29 protein-coding genes are annotated in these 23,954 nt (G+C 62.5%); 1 reads left to right on the forward strand and 28 read right to left on the reverse strand.

Annotated features, from left to right (window positions below):
- From Q8Z05_RS01635 to rpsJ, 24 genes are all read right to left on the reverse strand, one after another.
- On the reverse strand, window positions 1-765 hold the full coding sequence (locus Q8Z05_RS01635; RefSeq protein WP_305941795.1) for a glycosyltransferase family A protein: 765 nt from the start codon (window positions 763-765) through the stop codon (window positions 1-3).
- Window positions 762-1,796, reverse strand: a complete 1,035-nt coding sequence (locus Q8Z05_RS01640) for a 3-oxoacyl-ACP synthase III family protein (RefSeq protein ID WP_305941796.1) — start codon at window positions 1,794-1,796, stop codon at window positions 762-764. Before Q8Z05_RS01640 ends, Q8Z05_RS01635 begins: the two co-directional genes overlap by 4 nt.
- Before the next feature lie 231 nt (window positions 1,797-2,027).
- Complete coding sequence (locus Q8Z05_RS01645; RefSeq protein WP_305943452.1) at window positions 2,028-2,597, reverse strand: adenylate kinase; 570 nt, start codon at window positions 2,595-2,597, stop codon at window positions 2,028-2,030.
- 5 nt (window positions 2,598-2,602) lie between these two features.
- Window positions 2,603-3,913 (reverse strand): preprotein translocase subunit SecY, encoded by a 1,311-nt coding sequence (gene secY, locus Q8Z05_RS01650; RefSeq protein WP_305941797.1) that lies wholly within the window; start codon window positions 3,911-3,913, stop codon window positions 2,603-2,605.
- 188 nt (window positions 3,914-4,101) lie between these two features.
- Window positions 4,102-4,596: a 50S ribosomal protein L15 gene (gene rplO / locus Q8Z05_RS01655; RefSeq protein ID WP_051628706.1), complete on the reverse strand. Its 495-nt coding sequence runs from the start codon at window positions 4,594-4,596 to the stop codon at window positions 4,102-4,104.
- Complete coding sequence (rpmD, locus tag Q8Z05_RS01660) at window positions 4,597-4,803, reverse strand: 50S ribosomal protein L30 (protein ID WP_056626615.1); 207 nt, start codon at window positions 4,801-4,803, stop codon at window positions 4,597-4,599.
- 3 nt (window positions 4,804-4,806) lie between these two features.
- Window positions 4,807-5,484: a 30S ribosomal protein S5 gene (gene rpsE / locus Q8Z05_RS01665; protein WP_305941798.1), complete on the reverse strand. Its 678-nt coding sequence runs from the start codon at window positions 5,482-5,484 to the stop codon at window positions 4,807-4,809.
- Window positions 5,485-5,510: 26 nt separating this feature from the next.
- Complete coding sequence (rplR, locus tag Q8Z05_RS01670) at window positions 5,511-5,894, reverse strand: 50S ribosomal protein L18 (RefSeq protein WP_011692796.1); 384 nt, start codon at window positions 5,892-5,894, stop codon at window positions 5,511-5,513.
- A gap of 2 nt (window positions 5,895-5,896) precedes the next feature.
- Window positions 5,897-6,433, reverse strand: a complete 537-nt coding sequence (rplF, locus tag Q8Z05_RS01675) for a 50S ribosomal protein L6 (protein ID WP_028269576.1) — start codon at window positions 6,431-6,433, stop codon at window positions 5,897-5,899.
- Between the two features lie 18 nt (window positions 6,434-6,451).
- Window positions 6,452-6,850 (reverse strand): 30S ribosomal protein S8, encoded by a 399-nt coding sequence (gene rpsH / locus Q8Z05_RS01680; RefSeq protein WP_305941799.1) that lies wholly within the window; start codon window positions 6,848-6,850, stop codon window positions 6,452-6,454.
- Window positions 6,851-6,936: 86 nt separating this feature from the next.
- Window positions 6,937-7,518, reverse strand: coding sequence for a 50S ribosomal protein L5 (gene rplE / locus Q8Z05_RS01685; protein WP_011692799.1), 582 nt, complete (start codon window positions 7,516-7,518; stop codon window positions 6,937-6,939).
- Window positions 7,518-7,877, reverse strand: coding sequence for a 50S ribosomal protein L24 (rplX, locus tag Q8Z05_RS01690; RefSeq protein WP_305941800.1), 360 nt, complete (start codon window positions 7,875-7,877; stop codon window positions 7,518-7,520). Before rplX ends, rplE begins: the two co-directional genes overlap by 1 nt.
- Window positions 7,878-7,880: 3 nt before the next feature.
- Window positions 7,881-8,249 (reverse strand): 50S ribosomal protein L14, encoded by a 369-nt coding sequence (rplN, locus tag Q8Z05_RS01695; RefSeq protein WP_003803789.1) that lies wholly within the window; start codon window positions 8,247-8,249, stop codon window positions 7,881-7,883.
- Window positions 8,250-8,649: 400 nt separating this feature from the next.
- Window positions 8,650-8,958 (reverse strand): 30S ribosomal protein S17, encoded by a 309-nt coding sequence (gene rpsQ, locus Q8Z05_RS01700; RefSeq protein WP_104172035.1) that lies wholly within the window; start codon window positions 8,956-8,958, stop codon window positions 8,650-8,652.
- A complete protein-coding gene (gene rpmC / locus Q8Z05_RS01705) occupies window positions 8,955-9,284 on the reverse strand; it encodes a 50S ribosomal protein L29 (RefSeq protein WP_043483019.1) in 330 nt (109 codons plus the stop codon). Before rpmC ends, rpsQ begins: the two co-directional genes overlap by 4 nt.
- Before the next feature lie 2 nt (window positions 9,285-9,286).
- Window positions 9,287-9,703, reverse strand: coding sequence for a 50S ribosomal protein L16 (gene rplP, locus Q8Z05_RS01710; protein WP_011692803.1), 417 nt, complete (start codon window positions 9,701-9,703; stop codon window positions 9,287-9,289).
- On the reverse strand, window positions 9,704-10,549 hold the full coding sequence (gene rpsC / locus Q8Z05_RS01715) for a 30S ribosomal protein S3 (protein WP_305941801.1): 846 nt from the start codon (window positions 10,547-10,549) through the stop codon (window positions 9,704-9,706).
- A complete protein-coding gene (gene rplV / locus Q8Z05_RS01720; protein ID WP_003803798.1) occupies window positions 10,550-10,915 on the reverse strand; it encodes a 50S ribosomal protein L22 in 366 nt (121 codons plus the stop codon).
- Between the two features lie 38 nt (window positions 10,916-10,953).
- Window positions 10,954-11,235 carry a 30S ribosomal protein S19 gene (gene rpsS, locus Q8Z05_RS01725; protein ID WP_011692805.1) on the reverse strand — a complete coding sequence of 94 codons (282 nt, stop codon included), beginning with the start codon at window positions 11,233-11,235 and terminating at the stop codon, window positions 10,954-10,956.
- Between the two features lie 12 nt (window positions 11,236-11,247).
- Complete coding sequence (rplB, locus tag Q8Z05_RS01730; protein WP_305941802.1) at window positions 11,248-12,087, reverse strand: 50S ribosomal protein L2; 840 nt, start codon at window positions 12,085-12,087, stop codon at window positions 11,248-11,250.
- Between the two features lie 29 nt (window positions 12,088-12,116).
- Window positions 12,117-12,422, reverse strand: a complete 306-nt coding sequence (gene rplW / locus Q8Z05_RS01735; protein ID WP_066293292.1) for a 50S ribosomal protein L23 — start codon at window positions 12,420-12,422, stop codon at window positions 12,117-12,119.
- The gene (rplD, locus tag Q8Z05_RS01740; RefSeq protein WP_104172030.1) at window positions 12,419-13,036 is read right to left on the reverse strand and encodes a 50S ribosomal protein L4; all 618 of its coding nucleotides are present in this window, start codon (window positions 13,034-13,036) and stop codon (window positions 12,419-12,421) included. The genes rplW and rplD overlap by 4 nt, the downstream gene beginning before the upstream one ends.
- A 4-nt stretch (window positions 13,037-13,040) precedes the next feature.
- A complete protein-coding gene (rplC, locus tag Q8Z05_RS01745) occupies window positions 13,041-13,691 on the reverse strand; it encodes a 50S ribosomal protein L3 (protein ID WP_011692809.1) in 651 nt (216 codons plus the stop codon).
- Between the two features lie 17 nt (window positions 13,692-13,708).
- The gene (gene rpsJ, locus Q8Z05_RS01750) at window positions 13,709-14,017 is read right to left on the reverse strand and encodes a 30S ribosomal protein S10 (RefSeq protein ID WP_003803825.1); all 309 of its coding nucleotides are present in this window, start codon (window positions 14,015-14,017) and stop codon (window positions 13,709-13,711) included.
- A gap of 410 nt (window positions 14,018-14,427) precedes the next feature.
- On the opposite strand from rpsJ, the gene Q8Z05_RS01755 reads away from it, so the two are divergent.
- Window positions 14,428-15,855 (forward strand): GH1 family beta-glucosidase, encoded by a 1,428-nt coding sequence (locus Q8Z05_RS01755; protein WP_305941803.1) that lies wholly within the window; start codon window positions 14,428-14,430, stop codon window positions 15,853-15,855.
- Window positions 15,856-15,863: 8 nt separating this feature from the next.
- Here the strand turns inward: Q8Z05_RS01755 and Q8Z05_RS01760 are convergent, their stop codons facing one another.
- The 4 genes from Q8Z05_RS01760 to fusA all read right to left on the reverse strand — a co-directional run bounded on the left by Q8Z05_RS01760 (window position 15,864) and on the right by fusA (window position 23,917).
- The gene (locus Q8Z05_RS01760) at window positions 15,864-15,989 is read right to left on the reverse strand and encodes a hypothetical protein (RefSeq protein WP_305941804.1); all 126 of its coding nucleotides are present in this window, start codon (window positions 15,987-15,989) and stop codon (window positions 15,864-15,866) included.
- A gap of 38 nt (window positions 15,990-16,027) precedes the next feature.
- Complete coding sequence (locus Q8Z05_RS01765; RefSeq protein WP_305941805.1) at window positions 16,028-20,179, reverse strand: hypothetical protein; 4,152 nt, start codon at window positions 20,177-20,179, stop codon at window positions 16,028-16,030.
- Between the two features lie 170 nt (window positions 20,180-20,349).
- Window positions 20,350-21,540 (reverse strand): elongation factor Tu, encoded by a 1,191-nt coding sequence (gene tuf / locus Q8Z05_RS01770; RefSeq protein WP_305941806.1) that lies wholly within the window; start codon window positions 21,538-21,540, stop codon window positions 20,350-20,352.
- Between the two features lie 262 nt (window positions 21,541-21,802).
- Window positions 21,803-23,917, reverse strand: coding sequence for an elongation factor G (fusA, locus tag Q8Z05_RS01775; protein ID WP_305941807.1), 2,115 nt, complete (start codon window positions 23,915-23,917; stop codon window positions 21,803-21,805).
- Window positions 23,918-23,954 lie beyond the last annotated feature (37 nt).

A 23,954-nucleotide genomic window follows, 5' to 3' on the forward strand; every position in this document is an offset into this window, starting at 1 on the left:
TCACCGGATGTCCACGTGATCAGGACGGTACCGGTGGTCCGCGTACCAGGCGAGCGTGTTGGGCAGGCCCCAGGCCTGAACCCGGCGGGACGAGCCGAACACCACCACGTTCCGCCGGAGGCCATAGGCACGCGTGAGCTTGCGGACGCGGTTGGAAAGCGCACGGTCCTCGTGCAGCTCCTCGATGCTGGTGCGCGGGAAACCGCCCGAGCGCAGATACAGCTCGGCCGTAATGGCCATGTTGCACCCTGGCAGCATCTGGTAGGGGCCAAGGTAGCCCTCCCCCTTGTTGCCGGGGCGGATGCGGCCGAAGAACGACGCGACCTCGACGGCCAGGAGCATCAGCCAGCGGCTGCCGGGACCCAGGCCTTCGTCCAGCCGGGGGTTCAGCTGGCCGGCAATCATTTCCAGGCCGTCGTCGAACGCTTCCATGATGCGCCGGGTCCAGTCGGCGGCCGGGAGGCAGTCCGAGTCGGTGCGGGCCAACCAGCGAGCACCGTTCAGGGCTCCGAAGCGCATGCCGGTATCGGCGGCGGCGCCGGTCCCCTTTTGCGTCTCATCGACCAGCCGGATATCCATGGCCGGGTGAAGCTTGGCAAAGTCGGCGACGATTGACCTGGTGGCGTCCGTGGACCCGTTGTCCACCACCACGAGCGTGAAGTCTTTGTGGAGCTGTGCGGCCAGCGCCTGCAGTGACTGGCCGATCAGCTTTTCCTCGTTGAGGGCAGGCATCGCGACACACAGCGCCCGCACCGGGCCTGTCACAGCCGCACCACCGCAATCCCGAGGCTCACGCCGCCGGCAAGCCCCACCAGGGCAACGAGGTCGCCGGGTCCGCAGCGGCCCAGGTCCTGTGCCACCTTCAGTTGCAGGGGCAGGCTGACCGAGGCCATGTTGCCGTACTCCTCCACGGTCCTGACGAGCTTGTCCTGCGGAACGCCGGCCCCGCGGGCGAAGATGTCCCGGTACGGCGCGCTTACCTGGTGCACGCAGACCACCGCGAAGTCCGCCCACGCCAGGCCAAGCCGTGCCAGCGTCTCATCCAGGATTCCCCGCCCCAGGTCAAGGAACGCGTCCTTGAGTTTTTCGCCGTCCATGCTGAAGTACGTTGCCTCGGGGTCCCGGGGAGCTACGGAACCGCCGGTAGCGAGCGTTCCCACGCTCCAGTGGCTGCTCTTCGCTGTGAAGCCCATACCCAGCACCCGGGACCCGTCGTCGTCGTCGGGGTCTGCCGGTTCCAGCAGCAGCGCGCACCCGGCGTCGCTCATGGTGTAGCCCGGAAAGGATGCGGCGAAGGTCTCCTGGTCCGGAACGGACCAGCGCACGGCACGGGAGGGCGACTCTCCGCTGACCAGGAGTACGCGCCGGTAGCGGCCGGCACCGATCAGGGCGTCGGCCACCTCAAGGCCGTTAAGAAGGCTGTTGCAGGCGTTCTTGATGTCCATCACCGGGCAGTCCATGCCCAGTTTCGCGGCGACCATGTGGCCGGTGGCCGGCTCCACCATGTCCTGGCTCGCCGAAGCAAAGAGGAGAAGGTCGACGTCGGCGGGCTGGAGTCCGCGGTCCGCCAGCAGTTTCGCGGCGGCTACAGCCGCAAGGTCGGACGCCTGCTCGGACTCCGCCATCACCGACCGTGTCCGTATTCCCGTCAGCCGGCCGATCAGGCCCATCGGGACGCGGAAACCGGGGCTGGCGGCAGCCAACTGCTGCTCCAGCTGCGCGGTGCCCAGCCGGCCCGGCGGCACATAGACTTCGAGGCCGGCGATCTTCGCCGCCCCCGGAAGGGTCTGGTTCATGCAGTATCTCCCCACAGACAATGCGTCCGGTGATATCCGGCTCCGGTCCCGGGTGCTTGACGGCGACCATCGGCGGCTCCGCCCGAAAACGACGCCCTCAACAACTTCGCGCAAAGCGACGCCGCACGAAAAAAGGGAGGGCGCGTCCCGTACTCGATGGTACGGGACGCGCCCTCCCCGGCACTGAAGGCAAGCCGTGTTCGGCGGCGCCGGCGTGCGGCTAGGTCTTGATCAGGCCGCCTGTGCTGCCTTGATGGCCTGCATGACGCGGTCGGTGACCTCGTCGATGCCGCCGATGCCGTCAACCTGGGTCAGAATGCCGCGCTCGGCATACTTGGCCACAACGGCTTCGGTCTGCTCGTGGTAGAGGTCCAGACGGTGGCGGATGACGGCTTCGTTGTCGTCGCTCCGGCCGGTTTCCTTGGCACGGCCCAGCAGGCGCGTCACCAGTTCCTCGTCATCGGCGGTCAGCTGCAGGACCACGTCCAGCTTCTGGTCACCGTTGGCCAGGATCTCATCGAGGTAGTCCACCTGCGCGGTGGTGCGCGGGTAGCCGTCCAGGAGGAAGCCGCTCTCGACGTCGTCCTCGCTCAGGCGGTCGCGCACCATCTTGTTGGTGACGCTGTCCGGCACGAAATCGCCGGCATCCATGTACTTCTTGGCCTCGACGCCCAGCGGCGTCTCACCCTTAACGTTGGCGCGGAAAATATCGCCGGTGGAGATCGCAACGACGCCGAGGCGCTCGGAGATCCGATCCGCCTGCGTTCCCTTGCCTGAACCCGGAGGTCCGATAATCAGCATTCTCGTCATCGCAAAAGCCCTTCGTAGTGACGTTGTTGTAGCTGCGCGTCAATCTGCTTGACCGTTTCCAGGCCCACACCCACCATGATCAGGATCGACGTTCCACCGAACGGGAAGTTCTGGTTGGCATTGATCAGGACCAGGGCGACGAGCGGGATCAATGCCACGAAGCCCAGGTAGAGGGCGCCGGGCAGGGTGATCCTGGAAAGGACGTACTGCAGATAGTCCGCCGTCGGCTTGCCGGCCCGGATACCCGGGATGAAGCCGCCGTACTTCTTCATGTTGTCGGAAACCTCTTCAGGATTGAAAGTGATTGCGACATAGAAGTAGGTAAAGAAAACAATCATGGCGAAATAAAGCGCCATGTAGATGGGGTGGTCACCGCGGGTGAGGTTGTTGTTGATCCACTCAACCCACGGCGCCATCTGTTCGCCCTGCTTCGGCTGGTTGAACTGCGAAATCAGGCCCGGCAGGTACAGCATCGAGGAAGCGAAGATGACGGGCACGACACCGGCCATGTTCACCTTGATGGGGATGTACGTGCTGGTGCCGCCCACGGTGCGGCGGCCGATCATGCGCTTGGCGTACTGCACCGGAATGCGGCGCTGCGACTGCTCCACGAAGACCACCAGTGCCACGGTGAGCAGGCCGATGGCCAGCACCATGAAGAACGTGCCCGGGCCCTGCGAGGTCCAGATGGCGCCCAGGGACGTCGGGAAGCTGGCCGCGATCGAGGTGAAGATGAGCAGCGACATACCGTTGCCCACGCCCTTTTCGGTCACGAGCTCGCCCATCCACATGATGAGGCCGGTACCGGCCGTCAACGTGATGATGATGAGGATGGTCGTGATGACGCTCGCGTCCGGGATGATGTCCAGCTGGCAGTTGGGCAGCAGCTGGCCGGATCGGGCCAGCGACACCAGAGTCGTGGCGTTCAGCAGGCCCAGGGCAATGGTCAGGTAACGCGTGTACTGCGTCAGCTTGGACTGCCCTGATGCGCCCTCTTCATAAAGCTGCTGGAAGCGGGGAATGACCACCCTGAGCAGCTGGACGATGATACTCGCCGTGATGTACGGCATGATGCCCAGGGCGAAGATGGACACCTGAAGCAACGCACCGCCGCTGAACAGATTGACGAGCTGGTAGATCCCGCCCGAGGTCTGACCGCTCTGCAAGCATTGCTGGACATTCTGGTAGTTCACACCAGGCGAGGGGATGAAGGCACCCAAGCGGAAGATTGTGATGATTCCCAGCGTGAACAACAACTTGCGTCGCAGATCAGGCGTGCGAAAGGCCCGGCCAAATGCGCTAAGCAAGCGTCCTCCTGATGTGTTAATAAAGTCGTGTGAGATAGGTCAATAAAACCCAACAACCGAGTCTAACGGGTTGATGCGCCCTGCGAACAATCGGTGAGGTTCCAAATGAGAAAAAACTCCCGGTACGCAGGGCCTGAGCCCCGTGTACCGGGAGTTTCCACAACGGGCTTCCGCTCCGCTGCCCCTATTTAGAGGGCAGTGGTGCTTCCGCCTGCTGCTGCAATCTTTTCTGCGGCGCTGGCCGAGAATGCGTGGGCGGTGACGTCAACCTTGACGGTGATGTCGCCAGTGCCAAGCACCTTGACGGGCTGGTTCTTGCGAACGGCACCCTTTTCGACCAGGTTCTCCACGGTGACTGCGCCACCTTCCGGGAAAAGCTCGTTGAGCTTGTCCAGGTTAACAACCTGGAACTCAACCCGGAACGGGTTCTTGAAGCCGCGCAGCTTCGGCAGGCGCATGTGCAGCGGCAGCTGGCCGCCGGCAAAGCCAGCCTTGATCTGGTAACGGGCCTTCGTACCCTTGGTACCGCGACCAGCGGTCTTACCCTTGGAACCTTCACCACGACCAACACGGGTCTTGGCGGTCTTGGCACCCGGGGCGGGACGCAGGTGGTGAACCTTCAGTGCGTTCTGCTTCTCAGCAGCGGCGCCCTGTGCCTTCTCGGCGGTGTTCTTCTCTGCCATTTACTTCGCCTCCTCTACCTTTACCAGGTGCGGAACCGTGTTGAGCATACCCACGGTCACGGCGTCGGCGGTGCGGACAACGGTGTGTCCGATCCGCTTCAGGCCGAGGGACCGCAGCGTGTCGCGCTGGTTCTGCTTGCCGCCAATGGCGGACTTGATCTGAGTGATCTCCAACTGTGCGTCGGAGGGAATCAGGTTCTTAGCCATGACTCAGACACCTGCCTTCTGGTTCAGGAGAGCCTTCACCAGTGCCGGCGGAGCGATCTCGTCGAGCGGGAGGCCGCGGCGTGCTGCCACTGCTGCCGGCTCTTCGAGGCGCTTCAGGGCATCAACGGTCGCGTGAACGATGTTGATGGCGTTTGAGGAACCGAGCGACTTGGAGAGGATGTCGTGGATGCCCACGCACTCCAGTACTGCACGGACCGGACCACCGGCGATTACACCGGTACCGGCGGAAGCCGGACGCAGCATAACGACGCCTGCGGCGGCCTCACCCTGAACACGGTGCGGGATGGTGCTGCCAACGCGGGGAACGCGGAAGAAGGACTTCTTGGCCTCTTCAACGCCCTTCGCGATTGCGGCAGGAACTTCCTTAGCCTTGCCGTAGCCAACGCCGACCATACCGTTGCCGTCGCCGACAACGACGAGGGCGGTGAAGCTGAAGCGACGACCACCCTTGACGACCTTGGAAACGCGGTTGATGGTTACAACGCGCTCTACGAACTGGCTCTTTTCGGCTTCGCGGCCACCGTCGCGGCCACCACGGCCACCACGGTCGCCACGGCCCTGGCCGCGGTCGCCACGCTCGCCACGACGAGCGCCACGGCGGTCGTCAGTGGCAGCAGGCGCAGCGGTCTCAGTTGCCGGAGCAGCTACAGCTTCAGTCACCTGAATGTCCTTTTCGTTATTTTCGGTCACAGTGACAGCCCACCTTCACGTGCGCCGTCAGCGACGGCGGCGATCCGGCCGTGGTACTTGTTACCACCGCGGTCGAAGACAACAGCTTCGATGCCGGCAGCCTTGGCACGCTCGGCGACCAGTTCGCCAACGCGCTTGGCCTTGGCGGTCTTGTCACCGTCGAATGCACGAAGGTCGGCTTCCAGTGTGGACGCGCTCGCTACGGTCAGGCCCTTGGTGTCATCGACAACCTGGACGAATACGTGGCGTGCGGAGCGGTTGACGACCAGTCGAGGGCGTACAGCCGTTCCGGAGATGCGCTTGCGGATACGAAGCTGGCGGCGGCTGCGTGAAGCAGACTTGCTCTTGTTCGTACGCTTCTTGTTAATTGCGATGGCCATGGTTACTTACCAGCCTTTCCGACCTTGCGGCGGATGACTTCGCCGGCGTAGCGGATGCCCTTGCCCTTATAGGGGTCCGGCTTCCGCAGCTTGCGAATGTTGGCAGCAACCTCGCCGACCTGCTGCTTGGAGATACCTGAAACAGAGAGCTTGGTCGGGGTCTCTACTGCAAAGGTGATGCCGTTCGGTGCCGAGACGTTAACCGGGTGGCTGTAGCCCAGAGCGAACTCCAGGTCAGAACCCTTGGCCTGGACGCGGTAACCGGTACCGACAATCTCAAGCTTCTTCTCGTAGCCTGCGGTGACACCCTGGATCATGTTGGCGATCAGGGTGCGGGTCAGGCCGTGCAGCGAACGTGATGCGCGCTCGTCGTTCGGGCGGGCGACAGTCAGGGTGCCATCTTCCAGGGTGACCTCGATCGGGCTGGCCACAGTGTGGCTCAGCTCGCCTTTGGAACCCTTGACGCTGACGACAGAGCCGTCAACCTTGACCTCAACGCCGGCAGGAACGGTGATGGGGAGACGTCCAATACGTGACATTATTCTCTTCCTTTCCCGTTACCAGACGTAAGCGAGGACTTCGCCGCCCACGCCCTTCTTGCCGGCCTGCTTGTCAGTCAGGAGGCCGGAAGAGGTGGACAGGATTGCGACACCCAGGCCACCGAGCACGTGCGGCAGGTTGGTGGACTTCGCGTAAACACGGAGTCCCGGCTTGGAAATACGACGAACGCCAGCGATTGAACGCTCGCGGTTCGGACCGAACTTGAGCTCGATGGTCAGCTTCTTGCCGACCTCAGCGTCTTCTTCTTTCCAGGAGGCGATGTAACCTTCGGCCTTCAGGATGTCGGCGACGCGTGCCTTGAGCTTGCTGTACGGCATAGTCACGGTGTCGTGGTATGCCGAGTTTGCGTTGCGCAGACGCGTAAGCATGTCTGCGACGGGATCTGTCATGGTCATGTTGGGCTCTTGCCCTTCCTCATAACGGTTTCCGCCCTGCCATCCCCCAAGGGAAGCGGCAAGGCCGGACCTTCTATGTAGCTAGATTAAGCTTCGGTCTTGAACGGGAAACCAAGCGCCTTGAGCAGCGCGCGGCCTTCGTCGTCGGTCTTGGCAGTGGTCACGACGGTGATGTCCATACCGCGCACGCGGTCGATGGAATCCTGGTCGATCTCGTGGAACATAACCTGCTCGGTCAGACCGAAGGTGTAGTTGCCGTTGCCATCGAACTGCTTGCCACTGAGGCCCCGGAAGTCACGGATACGCGGCAGAGCCAGCGTGACCAGACGGTCCAGGAATTCCCACATGCGGTCTCCACGCAGAGTTGCGTGTGCACCGATGGGCATGCCTTCGCGCAGCTTGAACTGTGCGATCGACTTACGGGCCTTGGTTACCTGCGGCTTCTGACCGGTGATCAGGGTCAGATCGCGGACAGCGCCGTCGATCAGCTTGGAGTCCTTGGCGGCATCTCCAACACCCATGTTCACTACGACCTTGACCAGACGGGGAACCTGGTTGACGTTTTCGTACTTGAATTCCTCAATGAGCGTGCTCTTGATGGAATCCGCGTACTTGGTCTTCAGACGAGGAACGATCTTGCTTGCCGGAGTCTCGAGAGTCTCAGTCATTAGATGTCCTTCCCGGAGCTCTTGGCCACGCGTACGCGCACTTCACGCTTCTTGCCGTTACGCTCAACGGTCTCGGTACGGAAACCGACGCGAGTGGGCTTCTTGGTGGAGGGGTCAACCAGGGCCACGTTGGAGATGTGGATGGAAGCCTCTACGACCTCGATGCCACCGGTCTTGGTGCCGCGCTGCGACTGACCGACCTTGGTGTGCTTGGTTACGCGGTTAATGCCTTCAACCAACACGCGGTTGGAATCCGGGAACACGCGCAGAACCTTGCCCTGCTTGCCACGGTCGCCGCCGCGCTCAGCCTTGGCGCCAGTGATGACCTGAACGAGGTCACCCTTTTTGATCTTAGCCATGGACTAGAGCACCTCCGGAGCCAGAGAAACGATCTTCATGAACTTCTTGTCACGCAGTTCACGACCAACCGGTCCGAAGATACGGGTACCGCGGGGGTCACCGTCGTTCTTCAGGATCACAGCTGCGTTCTCGTCAAACTTGATGTAGGAACCATCCGCACGGCGGCGTTCCTTCTTGGTACGGACGATGACAGCCTTGACGACATCGCCCTTCTTTACGTTGCCGCCCGGAATTGCGTCCTTGACGGTAGCGACGATGACGTCGCCAATGCCTGCGTAGCGACGGCCAGATCCACCGAGAACGCGAATGGTAAGGATTTCCTTAGCACCCGTGTTGTCGGCGACCTTGAGTCGCGACTCCTGCTGAATCACTATTTACTCCTTGCGTCGCGCTGGTTCTCAGACCGAAAATCTTCCTACGGAATGAGCCTTGCGGAACGGTTGATCGGGGTGTCTCTTGACCTGCCTGGATTTTGCCAGACCAGGCCTAAACTCCCGTGCCAAAAACATTTGCTTCCCAAACGATCCCGACGGATCGGGGCGCAAGGGGGCACTATGCCGTGGCACGATTGTTTACGAGGTTGATGACAGCGCACGAACGGCGCCATACAAACTCAAAATCTTAGCACGTTTTGGGCCAATCCCCATATCACAGGTAGGTGGCCGGTAGCCTACTCCCCCGCGTCCCGCTTCCTTGCTTAACGGAGAAACCCCCGCTCCCGGAACGGGAACAGGGGTTTCTCGCGCAAACCTGGCAGCAAAGCTGCAGGTGTTACTTGGCCTTCTCGAGGATCTCCACCAGGCGCCACCGCTTGGTAGCGGAGAGCGGGCGGGTCTCGGCGAGGAGAACGAGGTCGCCGATGCCGGCGGTGTTCTCTTCGTCGTGAGCCTTGATCTTCGTGTTGCGGCGGATGACCTTGCCGTAAAGGGCGTGCTTCACGCGGTCTTCAACCTGGACAACGATGGTCTTTTCCATCTTGTCCGAGACGACGTAGCCGCGCTTCGTCTTACGGTAACCGCGCTCGTCAGCCTTGGCTGCGTCGGAAACAGTTTCCGTCACGTTCTCGTCCTTTTCACTCACTTGGCATCCTCCTCGGTCTCAACCGTTTCAGCCTTTTCGGCCTTCTTGGTTGCAGCCTTCTTGGATTTCTTTTCTTCCTTGGCTTCCACAACCGGTGCGGCAACCTCGGCACGAATGCCCAGCTCGCGCTCACGGAGAACGGTGTAGATGCGTGCGATGTCCTTCTTTACCGCGCGCAGACGACCGTGGTTCTCCAGCTGACCGGTGGCGGACTGGAAACGCAGGTTGAACAGCTCTTCCTTGGACTTGCGGAGTTCTTCAACGAGACGCTCGTTGTCGAAACCGTCCAGCTGCGCGGGTGCGAGATCCTTCGACCCTACTGCCATTTCTACTCACCACCTTCGCGACGCACAATGCGTGCCTTCAACGGCAGCTTGTGGATTGCCAGGCGCAGGGCCTCGCGAGCTACCTCTTCACTGACACCGGAGAGTTCGAAGAGAACCCGGCCCGGCTTGACGTTTGAGACCCACCATTCCGGAGAACCCTTACCGGAACCCATACGGGTTTCAGCAGGCTTCTTCGTCAGCGGACGGTCCGGGTAGATGTTGATCCAGACCTTGCCGCCACGCTTGATGTGGCGGGTCATCGCGATACGGGCAGATTCGATCTGACGGTTGGTGACGTATGCCGGGCTCAGAGCCTGGATACCCCACTCACCGAAGGAGACCTTGGTGCCGCCCGTAGCAGCGCCGGAACGACCCGGGTGGTGCTGCTTGCGGTGCTTGACTCGACGTGGGATAAGCATTTAAGCCTGTCCTCCTTCTACTGCCTGTGCCGGCGCGGCAGAAGCTGCTTCAGCTGCCGGAGCTTCGGCAGCAGGAGCTGCCTCAGCGGCCGGACGGTCGGTACGACGACGGCGGTCACCACGGTCAGCGCCACCCGGGCGGCCCGGACGATCGCTGGCACCACGGCCGCGGGACGGAGCAGCAGCTGCCTGCTGAGCCAGTTCCTTGGAGGTGACGTCACCCTTGTAGATCCAGACCTTCACGCCGATGCGGCCGAAGGTGGTCTTGGCTTCGTAGAAGCCGTAGTCGATGTTCGCACGGAGGGTGTGCAGGGGCACACGGCCTTCGCGGTAGAACTCCGAGCGGGACATTTCAGCCCCGCCCAGTCGACCGGAGCAAGCGATACGGATGCCCTTGGCACCAGCGCGCTGCGCGGACTGCATGGCCTTCTTCATTGCACGGCGGAATGCCACGCGGGAAGTCAGCTGCTCCGCAACGCCCTGGGCAACAAGCTGTGCTTCCATCTCGGGGTTCTTGACCTCGAGGATGTTCAGCTGAACCTGCTTGCCGGTGAGCTTCTCGAGCTCGCCGCGGATGCGGTCTGCTTCAGCACCGCGGCGGCCGATAACGATGCCCGGACGTGCCGTGTGGATATCCACGCGGACACGGTCGCGGGTGCGCTCGATTTCAACCTTGGCGATACCGGCGCGCTCCATGCCCGTGGACATGAGCTGGCGGATACGGATGTCTTCGCGAACGAAGTCCTTGTACCGCTGACCGGACTTGGTGCTGTCAGCAAACCAGTGCGATACGTGATCGGTGGTGATGCCGAGTCGGAACCCGTGCGGGTTAACTTTCTGTCCCACTTAGCGAGCCTCCTCTTTCTCCGGGGTAGCGACTACCACGGTGATGTGGCTCGTGCGCTTCTTGATCTGAAATGCACGACCCTGGGCACGCGGCTGGAACCGCTTCATGGTCGGGCCTTCATCAACAAACGCTTCGCTGATGATGAGGTCACCTTCGTCAAACGCCACGCCGTCACGGTCCGCGAGGACCCGGGCGTTGGAGATTGCCGACTGAACTACCTTGAATACCGGCTCAGAAGCTGCCTGGGGGGCAAACTTCAGAATTGCCAGAGCCTCGTTCGCTTGCTTACCACGAACAAGGTTGACGACGCGCCGGGCCTTCATAGGCGTTACGCGGATGTGACGCGCAATTGCCTTGGCTTCCATTGCTTTCCTTCTCTCGTCTTTGACGTAAGTGCAGGCGCCTAGCGGCGCTTGCCCTTACGGTCGTCCTTGACATGGCCGCGGAATGTCCGCGTGGGAGCGAATTCGCCGAGCTTGTGCCCGACCATCGACTCGGTGACAAACACCGGGATGTGCTTGCGTCCGTCGTGAACGGCGATCGTGTGCCCGAGCATGTCGGGGATGATCATCGAACGGCGGGACCAGGTCTTGATGACGTTCTTGGTGCCCTTTTCGTTTTCCCTGTCCACCTTCACAAAGAGGTGCTGGTCAACGAAAGGACCTTTTTTCAGGCTGCGTGGCATGTGTCCAGGCTCCTATCGCTTGTTCTTGCCAGTACGACGGCGACGAACAATAAGCTTGTCGCTCTCTTTGTTGGGACGGCGGGTGCGGCCTTCGCGCTTACCGTTCGGGTTGACGGGGTTACGTCCACCGGACGTCTTACCTTCGCCACCACCATGCGGGTGGTCAACCGGGTTCATCGCGACACCACGGACGGTCGGGCGAACGCCCTTCCAGCGCATGCGGCCGGCCTTACCCCAGTTGATGTTCGACTGCTCGGCGTTGCCGACCTCGCCGATCGTTGCGCGGCAGCGCACGTCGACGTTGCGGATTTCGCCGGAAGGCAGACGCAGCTGGGCGAAGCGGCCTTCCTTTGCAACGAGCTGGATCGATGCGCCGGCGGAGCGGCCCATCTTGGCGCCGCCACCCGGACGCAGTTCAACTGCGTGGACTACGGTACCCACCGGGATGTTGAGCAGCGGCAGGTTGTTGCCCGGCTTGATGTCAGCGCTGGCACCTGCTTCCACAACGTCACCCTGGGACAGCTTGTTCGGGGCGATGATGTAACGCTTGGTGCCATCAACGTAGTGCAGGAGGGCGATGCGAGCCGTGCGGTTCGGATCGTACTCAATTTCGGCAACGCGGGCGTTGACGCCGTCTTTGTCGTGGCGACGGAAGTCGATCAGACGGTACTGGCGCTTGTGGCCACCACCCTTGTGACGGGTCGTGATCTTACCGGTGTTGTTACGGCCACCCTTTTTCGGGAGGGGACGTACCAACGACTTTTCCGGCGTCGACCGCGTGATTTCAGTGAAGTCCGCTACGCTCGAGCCGCGACGGCCCGGGGTAGTCGGCTTATATTTACGGATTCCCATAATTCATTTCCTCGTTAAAGTGGTCTCCGCTACGCGAGCGGACCGCCGAAGATGTCGATCGTGCCTTCTTTGAGGGTCACAATCGCACGCTTGGTGTTCTTGCGGGTTCCCCAGCCGAATTTGGTGCGCTTGCGCTTACCGGCACGGTTGATGGTGTTGATCGAGTCGACCTTGACGGAGAAAATCTTCTCCACGGCCAGCTTGATCTCGGTCTTGTTCGAGCGGGGGTCCACCAGGAAGGTGTACTTTCCCTCATCGATCAGGCCGTAGCTCTTTTCCGATACGACGGGTGCAAGCACGACGTCGCGCGGGTCCTTGATGGTGGCTGCACTCACTTGGCATCCTCCTCGTTCTTTGCCTTGGCGGCAACGAATGCCTCGTAGGCAGCCTTGGTGAAGACTACGTCGTCAGAGACGAGCACGTCGTAGGTGTTCAGCTGGTCTGCGTACAGAACGTGAACATCTGCGAGGTTGCGCACGGACAGTGCGGCAACGTCGTTGGCGCGCTCGATGACAACGAGCAGGTTCTTGCGCTCGGACACGCCGCGCAACGTTGCCAGTGCATCCTTGGCGGACGGCTTGGTGCCGGCTACCAGTTCAGCAACAACGTGGATGCGGCCGTTACGGGCGCGGTCAGACAATGCGCCGCGCAGTGCAGCAGCAATCATCTTCTTGGGGGTCCGCTGGCTGTAGTCACGCGGGGTCGGGCCGTGGACAACGCCACCACCGGTCATGTGAGGAGCACGGATTGAACCCTGACGGGCGCGGCCGGTGCCCTTCTGCTTGAACGGCTTGCGGCCTGCACCGGAAACTTCAGCGCGGGTCTTGGTCTTGTGGGTACCCTGGCGAGCAGCAGCGAGCTGGGCAACGACGACCTGGTGCAGCAGCGGCACGTTGGTCTGTACGTCGAAGATCTCTGCAGGCAGGTCAACCTTGACAGTGCTAGTCATTGAACTAGGCTCCCTTCACGGCGGTGCGTACGAGTACGACCTGGCCGCGGGCACCGGGAACGGCGCCCTTGATGAGGAGCAGCGACTTCTCGACGTCAACTGCGTGAACCGTGAGGTTCAGCGTGGTGTGACGAACGGCGCCCATGCGGCCGGCCATTTTCATGCCCTTGAAGACGCGGCTCGGGGTGGATGCGCCACCGATTGAACCGGGCTTACGGTGGTTCTTGTGTGCACCGTGGGAAGCACCTACGCCGTGGAAGCCGTGACGCTTCATAACACCGGCGAAGCCCTTACCCTTGGTGGTGCCAACGACGTCGATCTTCTGTCCGGCTTCGAAGACCTCAACAGAGAGCTCCTGGCCAAGTTCGTACTCAGCAGCATCTGCGGTACGGAGTTCGACGACGTGGCGGCGAGGCGTGACGCCTGCCTTTTCAAAGTGACCAGCCAGCGGCTTGGTGACCTTGCGGGGATCGATCTGGCCGTAGCCGATCTGAACGGCGACGTAGCCATCAACGTCTGCATTGCGCAGCTGGGTGATGACGTTTGAGTCAGCCTGGACAACAGTGACGGGGATGAGCTTGTTGTTCTCGTCCCAGACCTGGGTCATGCCGAGCTTCGTGCCCAGCAGGCCCTTTACGTTACGGGTTGCGGTCATAGTCTCTCAGCACCTCCCTACAGCTTGATTTCGATGTTCACGTCGGCCGGCAGGTCGAGACGCATAAGCGAGTCAACAGCCTTCGGCGTGGGGTCGATGATGTCGATCAGACGCTTGTGCGTGCGCATTTCAAAGTGCTCGCGGCTGTCCTTGTACTTGTGCGGAGAGCGGATAACGCAGTACACGTTCTTCTCCGTCGGAAGCGGCACGGGGCCAACTACCGTTGCGCCTGCGCGCGTGACCGTCTCAACGATCTTCCGGGCTGAAACGTCAATGACCTCGTGGTCGTATGACTTCAGCCGGATGCGGATTTTTTGTCCCGCCATGTCGCCTGACTCTCTTTCAGTCTGTGCTTCCCCTGATTGGGGCTGCCCTGTTCACTTACGTGTTGTATGGCTGCCGAAGCATTTGAAGTCGTAACTACCACCCGCCGCACAAGCTGAATCCGGAAGAATCCGGGTTCCTCAACCTGCCGGCGCAACCGACCCCCGCGGTCGGGCGTGTCGCGCTGTTCGCGCGTACTCGTCCGCAGTTCCATGGGGAGTGGGTTATGTTTGGTCTCCTACTTGGACCCTGACATCCGGCATTATCCGGATCGGGACGCGAAGGAGCGCTTGAACAACTCATCTAGTATGCCGGATTTTGCGGACAGAAGCGAATCAGGCCCGCGACCGACGCCTTCGTCCCCCGATGACTGGTCATTGCCTTCAGCAACCGTCGATTGGATGATAGGGGCATGACTGTGCAAAACTCTGCGGCGTTGCAGAGCCTGGCCGAACGCCTGGATCCGAACTTCGTCCTGGGCGTGGCGGCGGCGGCGTTCCAGATCGAGGGGTCGCTCAAAGCCGACGGGCGCGGCCCCTCGGGCTGGGACGCCTTCGCCGAGAAACCCGGCAGCATCATGGACGGCCACTCCCCGGCCGTCGCCTGCGACCACTACAACCGGTCCGGCGAGGACGTGGCCCTCATGCGCGAGCTGGGCGTGGACTCCTACCGGTTCTCCATTTCCTGGCCCCGCATCCAGCCGGAAGGCCGCGGCTCGTTCAACAGCCAGGGCCTGGACTTCTATGACCGGCTGATCGACCAGTTGCTCGAGGCCGGCATCTCACCGATGGCCACCCTCTACCACTGGGACACTCCCCTTCCCCTCGAACATGGCGGCGGCTGGATGAACCGGTCCACCGCTGAACGGTTCGCCGAATACAGCGCGGCAGCCGGCCAGCGGTTCGGGGACCGTGTGGCGCAGTGGGTTACCCTGAACGAACCGGTTTCGGTAACCCTCAACGGCTACGCGCTGGGGGTCCATGCCCCTGGCCACGATCTTCTTTTCAACGCCCTGCCGTCGATTCACCATCAGCTGCTTGGGCACGGCCTCGCTGTCCAGGCCCTGCGGGGCGCAGGCGTCACCGGGGCCGTCGGCGTCACTAATCTCCACTCCCCTGTCCGGCCGGCAACCGGCAAGCGCGGCGACAGGATGGTGGCGAGGATTTTCGACATTTTGATGAACCGCGTCTACGCGGACCCTGTTCTGCTGGGCCGGTACCCGAAGCTGCCGCTGGCGGTCCGTCCGTGGTTCCGCTCGATGGGCAGGATTTCCGACGCCGACCTCCGGACCATCCACCAGCCCTTGGACTTCTACGGGCTCAATTACTACTACCCCGTGAAAGTGGCCCTGGGCCGTGGCCCTGTCAGCATCCCGGCGAACAATTCTGCCGCGCTGGCCCGGTTGCCGTTCCACGAAGTGGGCTACCCGGAGTACGCGACCACCGGCTTCGGCTGGCCTGTGGCCCCTGAGCACCTCGGCATCCTCCTCCGCGAAATGAAGGACCGCTACGGCGAGGCCCTGCCCCCGCTGTACATCACTGAGAGCGGGGCGAGCTTCCCGGAGCCGGAGCACGTGTCCGGTCCGATTGTTGACACGAAAAGAATCGACTATCTGGCCAGCCACCTGGGCCATGCGCTTGCCGCCACGGCCCCTGGCGGTCTCGCCGAGGACGTGAAGTTGCTGGGCTACTACGTGTGGACGCTTTTGGACAATTTCGAGTGGGCCGCGGGGTATTCGCAGCGGTTCGGACTGATCCACGTGGACTTCGACACGCTGGAGCGCACTCCCAAGGAATCCTTCTACTGGTTCCAGGCACTCAGCAAGGCGCGGAAGGCTTAGGCGCGGACCTACTGTCGCTTGTTTGCCCTATTGATGCGCTTGGCCCGGTCGATTTCCTGGCGGAAGTGCTTCTTGGCCCACAAAACGCCAGCGACCACCGCAGCGGCAACCAGTAGGAAAATTAACCATTCCATGATGCTGTCCTTTCGTTGTCAGCAACCTTACCAAGAGTTCACAGCGAAGGATCCTGCCGCCCTCCGGGGGCCGGCTGCCGCTCCGGCAGCCGTGCTTCGCCAGGCCGCGCCTCCGGCTTGGAGCGCGCCAGTTTCCAGAGGGCGAAGGCGATGAGACCCACTGCTATCAGCGCCAGCAGCGCGAACGTGTAGGACCGAAGCGCCCACATCAGGCACAGCGCCACGCCGCCCGCCCCCCACCAGACAAACAACCGTTCCGCCAAGAGCAGCCCTGACAGCAGCAGGGCGGCGTGCAGCGCCAGGACCCAGAGCTGCTGGCCGCCGGATCCGCCAAAGAGGATCCCCAAGCCGCTCAACCCAAGCAGTGCGGCGCCCGAACCCAACAACGTGCGGCCCGCCGTCGTGGATCCGACAGCGTAGCGCAGGGCAGCCAGCCCGGACGCTAGGAGCACGTACCACTGAACCGCCCAGAACGGGTCCGGAAGGTTGCCGCCCGTGACTAGCACTGCGCGCTGCACGGCTACCGTCACCGCGAAGGCGCCGCTTTCCGCAGCCACCCTCCGCATCCGGACCGGAACTTCCCTCACGATAATCGCCACGGTCGCTGCCACCAGCAGGGCACCTGCCAGGGAAGTCGCGTCCTGCACCACGCCCGCCAGGGCAGCCGCCGCCACCCCAAGCGCACCGGCGCAGAGCAGGGTCTGCCGCCTCACCTTGTCCTGGGCATTCCGTGCGAACGAGGCTCCATAGAGGAGCAGCCCGGCCAGGCCGCAGCCGGCCAGCCACGGCAGGTAGGCACCCCACGCTCCCGGGACGCCGCGGAACAGGGTGGCTGCAAGGAGCGTGCTTCCGCCCAGGGCGAGTGCTGCGGCCGGCGGATAGAGCAGCGGCAGGCGTTCCACGTGCGATGCTGCAGACCCGGTGACCGCCAGTACCAGGAGTGCGGCGCCCATGATCCAGTCTGCGGCCTCGCCGGCGAAGAGTATGGCGGTGGCGGCCGGAACTGCTGCCCCGGCCAGCCAGAACCAACGGTCAACGGTGACCACCGGTGGTCCGTGGTGGCGCCGTCGTCGGACGATTCCGGCGGCATTGAAGGCGAGGGACGCCGCCAGGAGGGTCAGGGGAACGCCGTCACTGCCGAGAAGTGGCGCTTCGAGGAAGGAGCCGGGGCCGAACTCCAGCGCCGGTCCTGCTGCAACAACTCCGAATACGCCCCCGTAGACGCAAAGATAGAGCGCGCCCCGTGCCGCGAACAGCCGATGGGCAGCAACTGCACCAAGAAGCAGCAACAGCAATTCCACCAGGACAACGCCCCGGCCTCCCTCAGGATCGCGGACAGCAGACACCCCGCCACCCTGAATCACATAGAGCACCGGAAGTACCGCCTGCGCCGCAAGGGTCAGCCACACGGCGGCGTCCTGGAAGGGAATTTGCTCCAGCCGGTGGCGCATGAACCACCGGATGACATGCTGGACGGCCAGCACGCCGGCGAAGGTCAGCGACACTGCCGTGGGGGAAGCAGTAACGTCATAGCTGAAGACCAGCGCCAGCGCCGCCGTCAGAACGCGGGCAGAGGCGAAATACGCTCCCTTCGCGTGCCGCGGCTCAACCGAAACAACCATGACAGCGCAGAAGACGGCGAAGATTGCGAGGAGGAGCTCGACGTCAGGGAGGCGCCCGGCGCTGAATGCCAGCAGGACTGCCAGCATGGATGGCGCAAAGTATGCAGCTGCGGCAAGGTCCCGAAAGACGTACCCGGACGCCGCGGCACTGAGCGCCATCACCGTTACAGCCACGGTTCGTTGCCAGTCCCCCGCCTCACCCGGACCTGCCGGCAGGATCACCGCCAGTGCCAGGGTGGCGGTCTGCAGCGCTAAGACCAGGGCGACGTCGGCGACCACGGCTTCGGGGGCGCGGTGGCGCACCTCAGCGGCCAGCGGAAAGACGAGCTGCGCCGCCAAAACCACGATAAGCAGTGCGGCCAGCGAAACTTCTTCGCCAGCGACCACCCAAGGCCCGGACGCTTCCTGGAGCCGCGCATAGGACGACACCACGAGCAAAGTGGCCGCGCCGCGTGCCAGCCACCAGTAGGTCCAACGCCGGCTGGTGGCCACGCATCTGAAACCCAGCGTTCCCAAATATAGGACCACCAGCGTCAGCATGCCGTTGGCCAGATCCTCCGACACCCCGGAGTAGGCAGTCGAGACGGCGGCCGCCGCGACTGACAGCGGCAACACCTCAACCACCGCTGGTCGCCAGGACCCCTCAGTGGACCTCGGAAACAGGAACACGCCCATGGCCACTGCAGCCAGGAGCTGGCCAGCCAGGGCTGTGGCCGCAAACTGGCTTCCTGACGAGGAGTCCGTGACAGTCAAGGCGACAAGGCACACCGTACCCGCAGCGCTGAACCCGACCAGGGTCGGGGTGGGCATCAGCGTCACCGCACCGGACCGCTCCGCCACCGCCGACACCAACTGCTGGACCACCAAGGCAAGCCACAGGGAGAAGATCGCCGCCGTCAGCGTCTCCTGCCTGCCCTCCATCACCGCGGCAGTCAGGGCCGGGACGGCAAGGGTGCCGGAAACTCGCGACGCAAGGACATGGTACAGGCGCACCTCGGGACCGGCTGCCACAGCCCTCACCACCCAGAAAAATGTTGCGGCTGCCAGCAGGGTGACGACAGGCCAAGGACCCAGTTGCGCCCCTGCGACGATGCCCGTGGCCAGCGCAGCCGGAGGTGCCCATTCAGCGGGCCCGTGGACCTTCACTGCAATGAACATCCCCGACGCCAAGCCGGCACAGACAGCCCACAACAGCAGTTCATCGCCGGTGCCGGAAGCAGGCAGGAGCAGACAGAAAACCAGCATCAGCTGCGCGCCGAAGCACACAAGGGAGTCCGTTATCCAGTGCTGCTTTCCGCCCCGGGCCGGAGACCACCGCCGCAGGACCGGCTCCGCGGCGGCCACGGCTGCAGACTGTACGGCCAGCAGCGACCCGGCGACAAGAAGCGCCCAGGTGGCAAGGCCGGTCAGTTGCCAGGCACAAGCGGATGCCGCGAGCGTTAGTGTGAGCCGCGCACCATAGGTCTTCAGGAGGCGTGCGCCCGCGGAAGGCACCACGGCCGACAACGCAAAGTATGTTCCGCAGAGGGCCATGATCAGGGCAAACTCACCTCGGCCCAGGCCCAACGGAACGGCCGCCGCCGCCAGGGCTATCGCCGGGACCACGAAAGGGTCCAGAAGCATGATGGGCCGCAAGAACAATGGGGGCATCCAACGCGGCTTCACCAGCCTGGCCGCTGTCGCCGCGGCCGCGAGCCCGATCATGGCCGCGAAGTACCAAACGAGTGGAGCCTCCAGCACGGACACCCCGGACCAGGCCGTTGAGACTACGAAAGTCAGGGACAGGTAGACGAGCACCCGGCTTTCGAGGCGAACGGCGGCCACCACATATGCCACCGTTCCAACGACGGATGTCAGGAGCCAGGCCAGGCCCGCATCCTGCACGGCAAAGCCATACATGGCGAGCCCGGTGACTGGAACCAGCGCGAGGCCGGTCCCGGCGAACGCAGTGGCAGCGGGCCGAAGCCGCGGAGCCTTGACGTGAAGGACGAGCCCTGCGCCATAGAAGAGGACCGTAATGAGGCAAACGCCGGCAAATCGCTGCACGGCCGGCAGGCTGGTCCCCACGAAGAGGGCCCCTGCTGCCACCAGCAACAGGCTCGCCACGTAAAGGGTGACGTTGATGTTCTGCCGTTCACGCTTCTCTTTGCGTGCCTGCACTTCGTCCGGGGATTCGGTGTTCCGGTACGTCGTTGCGGCCGGCACTGCAGAGTCCGCCGGTGCCGGCGGTGCCGCTGTCACTGCCGGTGAGGCTGTCACTTCCGGAGCGGTGGGAGCGCTGTCCGCCGGGTCCGCTTCCGCAGGGACGGGACGCGCCGTCCCTGCCGCAGCATGGTCGATCCTTTCGGACGCAGAGGCCCCAGGCGGTGGCGCGTGGAAACCAGTGTTGCGGGGCGGCGGAGCCGCTGCCGCAATTGCAGCATCGTTCCATCCCTGGACGTGTCCGGCCAAGAACCCGCTCCGGTAGGCCTCGCCATTGGCCGCCCGCAGCCGGCGATTGGCACGCCGGGATGCGAACAACAGGATTGCAGCAACAATGACCAGGATCGTCATGAGGGCAGACCACATGGGGGTATTCCTTTCGGTGTGAACGCCGCCCATCAAGAACAACCCAATTAATCCAGCGACTGGAATAACCGTAGTAAAAAATAGCCCCGCTGCGTAGACACGCAGCGGGGCTGTTGATAAGTCTCAGCAGGCCGTCAGACGGCGTACTGATCCCTGATCAAAAAGTAGTACTACTTGATGATCTTGGTAACGCGTCCCGAACCAACGGTGCGGCCGCCTTCGCGGATTGCGAAGCCGAGGCCCTCTTCCATAGCGATGGGCTGGATGAGCGCAACGGTCATCTCAGTGTTATCGCCAGGCATAACCATTTCCGTGCCTTCCGGCAGGGTGATAACGCCGGTTACGTCCGTGGTACGGAAGTAGAACTGCGGGCGGTAGTTGGAGTAGAACGGGTTGTGACGTCCGCCTTCGTCCTTGGAGAGGATGTAGACGTTAGCCTCGAAGTCGGTGTGCGGGGTAATGGAACCCGGCTTGACGACAACCTGGCCACGCTCTACGTCATCACGCTTCAGACCGCGGAGCAGGAGGCCACAGTTCTCGCCGGCCCATGCTTCGTCGAGCTGCTTGTGGAACATCTCGATACCGGTAACCGTGGTCTTCTGGACCGGACGGATGCCGACGATCTCGACCTCAGAGTTGATCGCGAGGGTTCCACGCTCGGCGCGGCCCGTAACAACGGTGCCACGGCCGGTGATCGTGAAGACGTCTTCGATCGGCATCAGGAACGGCTTGTCGCGGTCACGTACGGGGTCCGGAACAGAGTTGTCCACGGCCTCCATGAGTTCCTCAACGGACTTGACCCACTCGGGGTCGCCTTCCAGTGCCTTCAGGCCCGAAACGCGAACAACCGGTGCTTCGTCGCCGTCGAAGCCCTGCGAGCTCAGGAGCTCACGAACTTCCATTTCGACGAGGTCGAGGAGTTCCTCGTCGTCGACCATGTCAGCCTTGTTCAGGGCGACCAGCAGGTAGGGAACACCAACCTGGCGGGCGAGCAGGACGTGCTCGCGGGTCTGAGCCATCGGGCCGTCAGTGGCGGCAACCACGAGGATTGCACCGTCCATCTGAGCAGCGCCGGTGATCATGTTCTTGATGTAGTCAGCGTGACCCGGAGCGTCTACGTGTGCGTAGTGGCGCTTCTCGGTCTGGTACTCAACGTGGGAGATGTTGATGGTAATGCCGCGCTGACGCTCTTCGGGAGCAGAGTCAATCGACGCGAAGTCACGCTTCTCGTTGAGAGTCGGGTACTTGTCGTACAGCACCTTGGAAATGGCGGCCGTCAACGTCGTCTTACCGTGGTCAACGTGACCAATGGTACCGATGTTAACGTGCGGCTTAGTCCGCTCGAACTTTGCCTTTGCCACAGGTTCCTCCTAGAACGTTTTCAAATGACTTACCCTTCGGCTGCGCTTGTCGCGGCCGAAACTCCAGTAAGTCTACTTGGGGGGCTTTGGATTGGTGAAATTGCAGATTCAGGAACTAATACTAGTCCCTCGAGCCTGTTCGTGCAGATGGCCGGAATCCGGTTTGACCGGACTGTGTCCGGCCGGGAACCGGCCACCTGCACCGGGCTAGTTTCCGATAGGGGAAACGCACCCGAGTTTGTCGCTTTGAAAGTCCGGTGGACTACTCGCCGCGGGTCTTCTGGATGATCTCGTCGGCGACAGCCTTCGGGACCTCGGCGTAGCTGTTGAACGTCATGGAGTACACAGCGCGGCCCTGGGTCTTCGAACGCAGGTCGCCGATGTAGCCGAACATGCCGGACAGCGGAACGTGCGCGCGGATAACCTTGACGCCCTGGGCATCTTCCATGGACTGCATCTGGCCACGGCGGGAGTTGAGGTCACCGATAACTTCACCCATGTATTCCTCAGGGGTGCGGACCTCAACATCCATCAGCGGTTCAAGCAGAACAGGGTTCGCCTTGCGTGCAGCTTCCTTGAAAGCCATACGGCCGGCGATCTTGAACGCCATTTCCGAGGAGTCAACATCGTGGTACGCGCCGTCAATCAGCGTGGCCTTGATGCCGACAACCGGGTAGCCGGCCAGGACGCCGTCGTTCAGCGCATCCTGGATACCAGCGTCGACCGAGGGGATGTACTCGCGGGGAACGCGGCCACCAGTGACCTTGTTCTCGAACTCGTACATCTCGCCTTCGGACGTGTCCAGCGGCTCGATCGCGATCTGGATCTTTGCGAACTGACCCGAACCACCGGTCTGCTTCTTGTGCGTGTAGTCGTGACGCTCTACAGCACGCTTGATGGTTTCGCGGTAAGCAACCTGCGGCTTGCCAACGTTTGCCTCGACCTTGAATTCGCGGCGCATGCGGTCCACCAGGATGTCCAGGTGAAGCTCGCCCATGCCGGCGATGATGGTCTGACCGGTGTCTTCGTTGAGGGAGACCTGGAAGGTCGGGTCCTCAGCGGAGAGCTTCTGGATGGCCGTGGAGAGCTTCTCCTGGTCACCCTTGGTGTTCGGTTCGATGGCAACCGAGATCACGGGCTCCGGGAAGCTCATGGACTCGAGGACGATCTGGTTGGCGGAATCGCACAGGGTGTCACCCGTGGTGGTGTCCTTCAGACCGATGGCTGCGTAGATGTGGCCGGCGGTAGCGCCCTCAACGGGCATTTCCTTGTTGGCGTGCATCTGGAACAGCTTGCCGATGCGCTCCTTCTTGCCCTTGGTGGAGTTGACCACCTGTGCGCCTGCTTCCACGTGACCGGAGTACACGCGGATGAAGGTGAGCTGGCCGAAGAACGGGTGCGCAGCAATCTTGAACGCAAGCGCCGAGAACGGCTCTTCCGAGGAAGGCTTGCGGGTCAGTTCCTTCTCTTCGTCGCGAGGATCGTGACCGATCATCGGGGGGACGTCGAGCGGGTTCGGCAGGTAGTCGACAACAGCATCGAGCATCGGCTGAACGCCACGGTTCTTGAACGCGGAACCACAGAAGACCGGGTAGAGCTCGGAGTTGATCGTCATCTTGCGGATGCCGGCCTTGAGTTCATCGATGGTGATTTCTTCACCTTCGAGGTACTTCTCCATGAGTTCCTCGGAGGCCTCTGCAACAGTCTCAACGAGCGTTGCGCGGTACTCTTCGGCCTTTTCCTTGAGGTCTTCCGGGATCTCGCGGATCTCGTACTTGGCGCCCATGGTGACGTCACCCTTGGAGTCGCCGGGCCAGACCAGGGCACGCATGTAGAGCAGGTCGACGACGCCGATGAAGTCGTTCTCGGCACCGATCGGCAGCTGCATTACGAGCGGCTTGGCACCGAGGCGGCTGATGATGGTGTCAACGGTGAAGTAGAAGTCAGCGCCCAGCTTGTCCATCTTGTTGACGAAGCAGATACGCGGGACGTTGTACTTGTCAGCCTGGCGCCAAACAGTCTCGGACTGCGGCTCCACGCCTTCCTTGCCATCGAACACGGCAACGGCACCGTCGAGGACGCGCAGGGAGCGCTCAACCTCAACCGTGAAGTCCACGTGGCCGGGGGTGTCGATGATGTTGATCTGGTTGTTTTCCCAGAAGCAGGTCACGGCGGCAGACGTGATGGTGATGCCGCGTTCCTTTTCCTGTTCCATCCAGTCGGTGGTCGAAGCGCCGTCGTGCGTTTCGCCGATCTTGTGGTTCACACCTGTGTAGAACAGAATGCGCTCGGTGGTGGTGGTCTTGCCGGCATCAATGTGGGCCATGATGCCGATATTGCGGACCTTACTAAGGTCGGTAAGCACGTCCTGTGCCACGGTGTCTCCCTTTCGGATGGACTACACGTTCGCCGCC

Origin of the sequence: Arthrobacter oryzae (assembly GCF_030718995.1) — a bacterium.
Classification (GTDB): Bacteria; Actinomycetota; Actinomycetes; order Actinomycetales; family Micrococcaceae; genus Arthrobacter; species Arthrobacter oryzae_C.

Bases quoted from the DNA above. Each gene is read 5' to 3' on its own strand.
- Q8Z05_RS01640 (WP_305941796.1), bottom strand. From the start codon at position 1,796: ATGAACCAGACCCTTCCGGGGGCGGCGAAGATCGCCGGCCTCGAAGTC.
- Q8Z05_RS01645 (WP_305943452.1), bottom strand. From the start codon at position 2,597: ATGCTGATTATCGGACCTCCGGGTTCAGGCAAGGGAACGCAGGCGGAT.
- rplO (WP_051628706.1), bottom strand. From the start codon at position 4,596: ATGGCAGAGAAGAACACCGCCGAGAAGGCACAGGGCGCCGCTGCTGAG.
- rpmD (WP_056626615.1), bottom strand. From the start codon at position 4,803: ATGGCTAAGAACCTGATTCCCTCCGACGCACAGTTGGAGATCACTCAG.
- rplR (WP_011692796.1), bottom strand. From the start codon at position 5,894: ATGGCCATCGCAATTAACAAGAAGCGTACGAACAAGAGCAAGTCTGCT.
- rplF (WP_028269576.1), bottom strand. From the start codon at position 6,433: ATGTCACGTATTGGACGTCTCCCCATCACCGTTCCTGCCGGCGTTGAG.
- rpsH (WP_305941799.1), bottom strand. From the start codon at position 6,850: ATGACCATGACAGATCCCGTCGCAGACATGCTTACGCGTCTGCGCAAC.
- rplE (WP_011692799.1), bottom strand. From the start codon at position 7,518: ATGACTGAGACTCTCGAGACTCCGGCAAGCAAGATCGTTCCTCGTCTG.
- rplX (WP_305941800.1), bottom strand. From the start codon at position 7,877: ATGGCTAAGATCAAAAAGGGTGACCTCGTTCAGGTCATCACTGGCGCC.
- rpmC (WP_043483019.1), bottom strand. From the start codon at position 9,284: ATGGCAGTAGGGTCGAAGGATCTCGCACCCGCGCAGCTGGACGGTTTC.
- rplP (WP_011692803.1), bottom strand. From the start codon at position 9,703: ATGCTTATCCCACGTCGAGTCAAGCACCGCAAGCAGCACCACCCGGGT.
- rplV (WP_003803798.1), bottom strand. From the start codon at position 10,915: ATGGAAGCCAAGGCAATTGCGCGTCACATCCGCGTAACGCCTATGAAG.
- rpsS (WP_011692805.1), bottom strand. From the start codon at position 11,235: ATGCCACGCAGCCTGAAAAAAGGTCCTTTCGTTGACCAGCACCTCTTT.
- rplB (WP_305941802.1), bottom strand. From the start codon at position 12,087: ATGGGAATCCGTAAATATAAGCCGACTACCCCGGGCCGTCGCGGCTCG.
- rplD (WP_104172030.1), bottom strand. From the start codon at position 13,036: ATGACTAGCACTGTCAAGGTTGACCTGCCTGCAGAGATCTTCGACGTA.
- rplC (WP_011692809.1), bottom strand. From the start codon at position 13,691: ATGACCGCAACCCGTAACGTAAAGGGCCTGCTGGGCACGAAGCTCGGC.
- rpsJ (WP_003803825.1), bottom strand. From the start codon at position 14,017: ATGGCGGGACAAAAAATCCGCATCCGGCTGAAGTCATACGACCACGAG.
- Q8Z05_RS01755 (WP_305941803.1), top strand. From the start codon at position 14,428: ATGACTGTGCAAAACTCTGCGGCGTTGCAGAGCCTGGCCGAACGCCTG.
- Q8Z05_RS01760 (WP_305941804.1), bottom strand. From the start codon at position 15,989: ATGGAATGGTTAATTTTCCTACTGGTTGCCGCTGCGGTGGTCGCTGGC.
- Q8Z05_RS01765 (WP_305941805.1), bottom strand. From the start codon at position 20,179: ATGTGGTCTGCCCTCATGACGATCCTGGTCATTGTTGCTGCAATCCTG.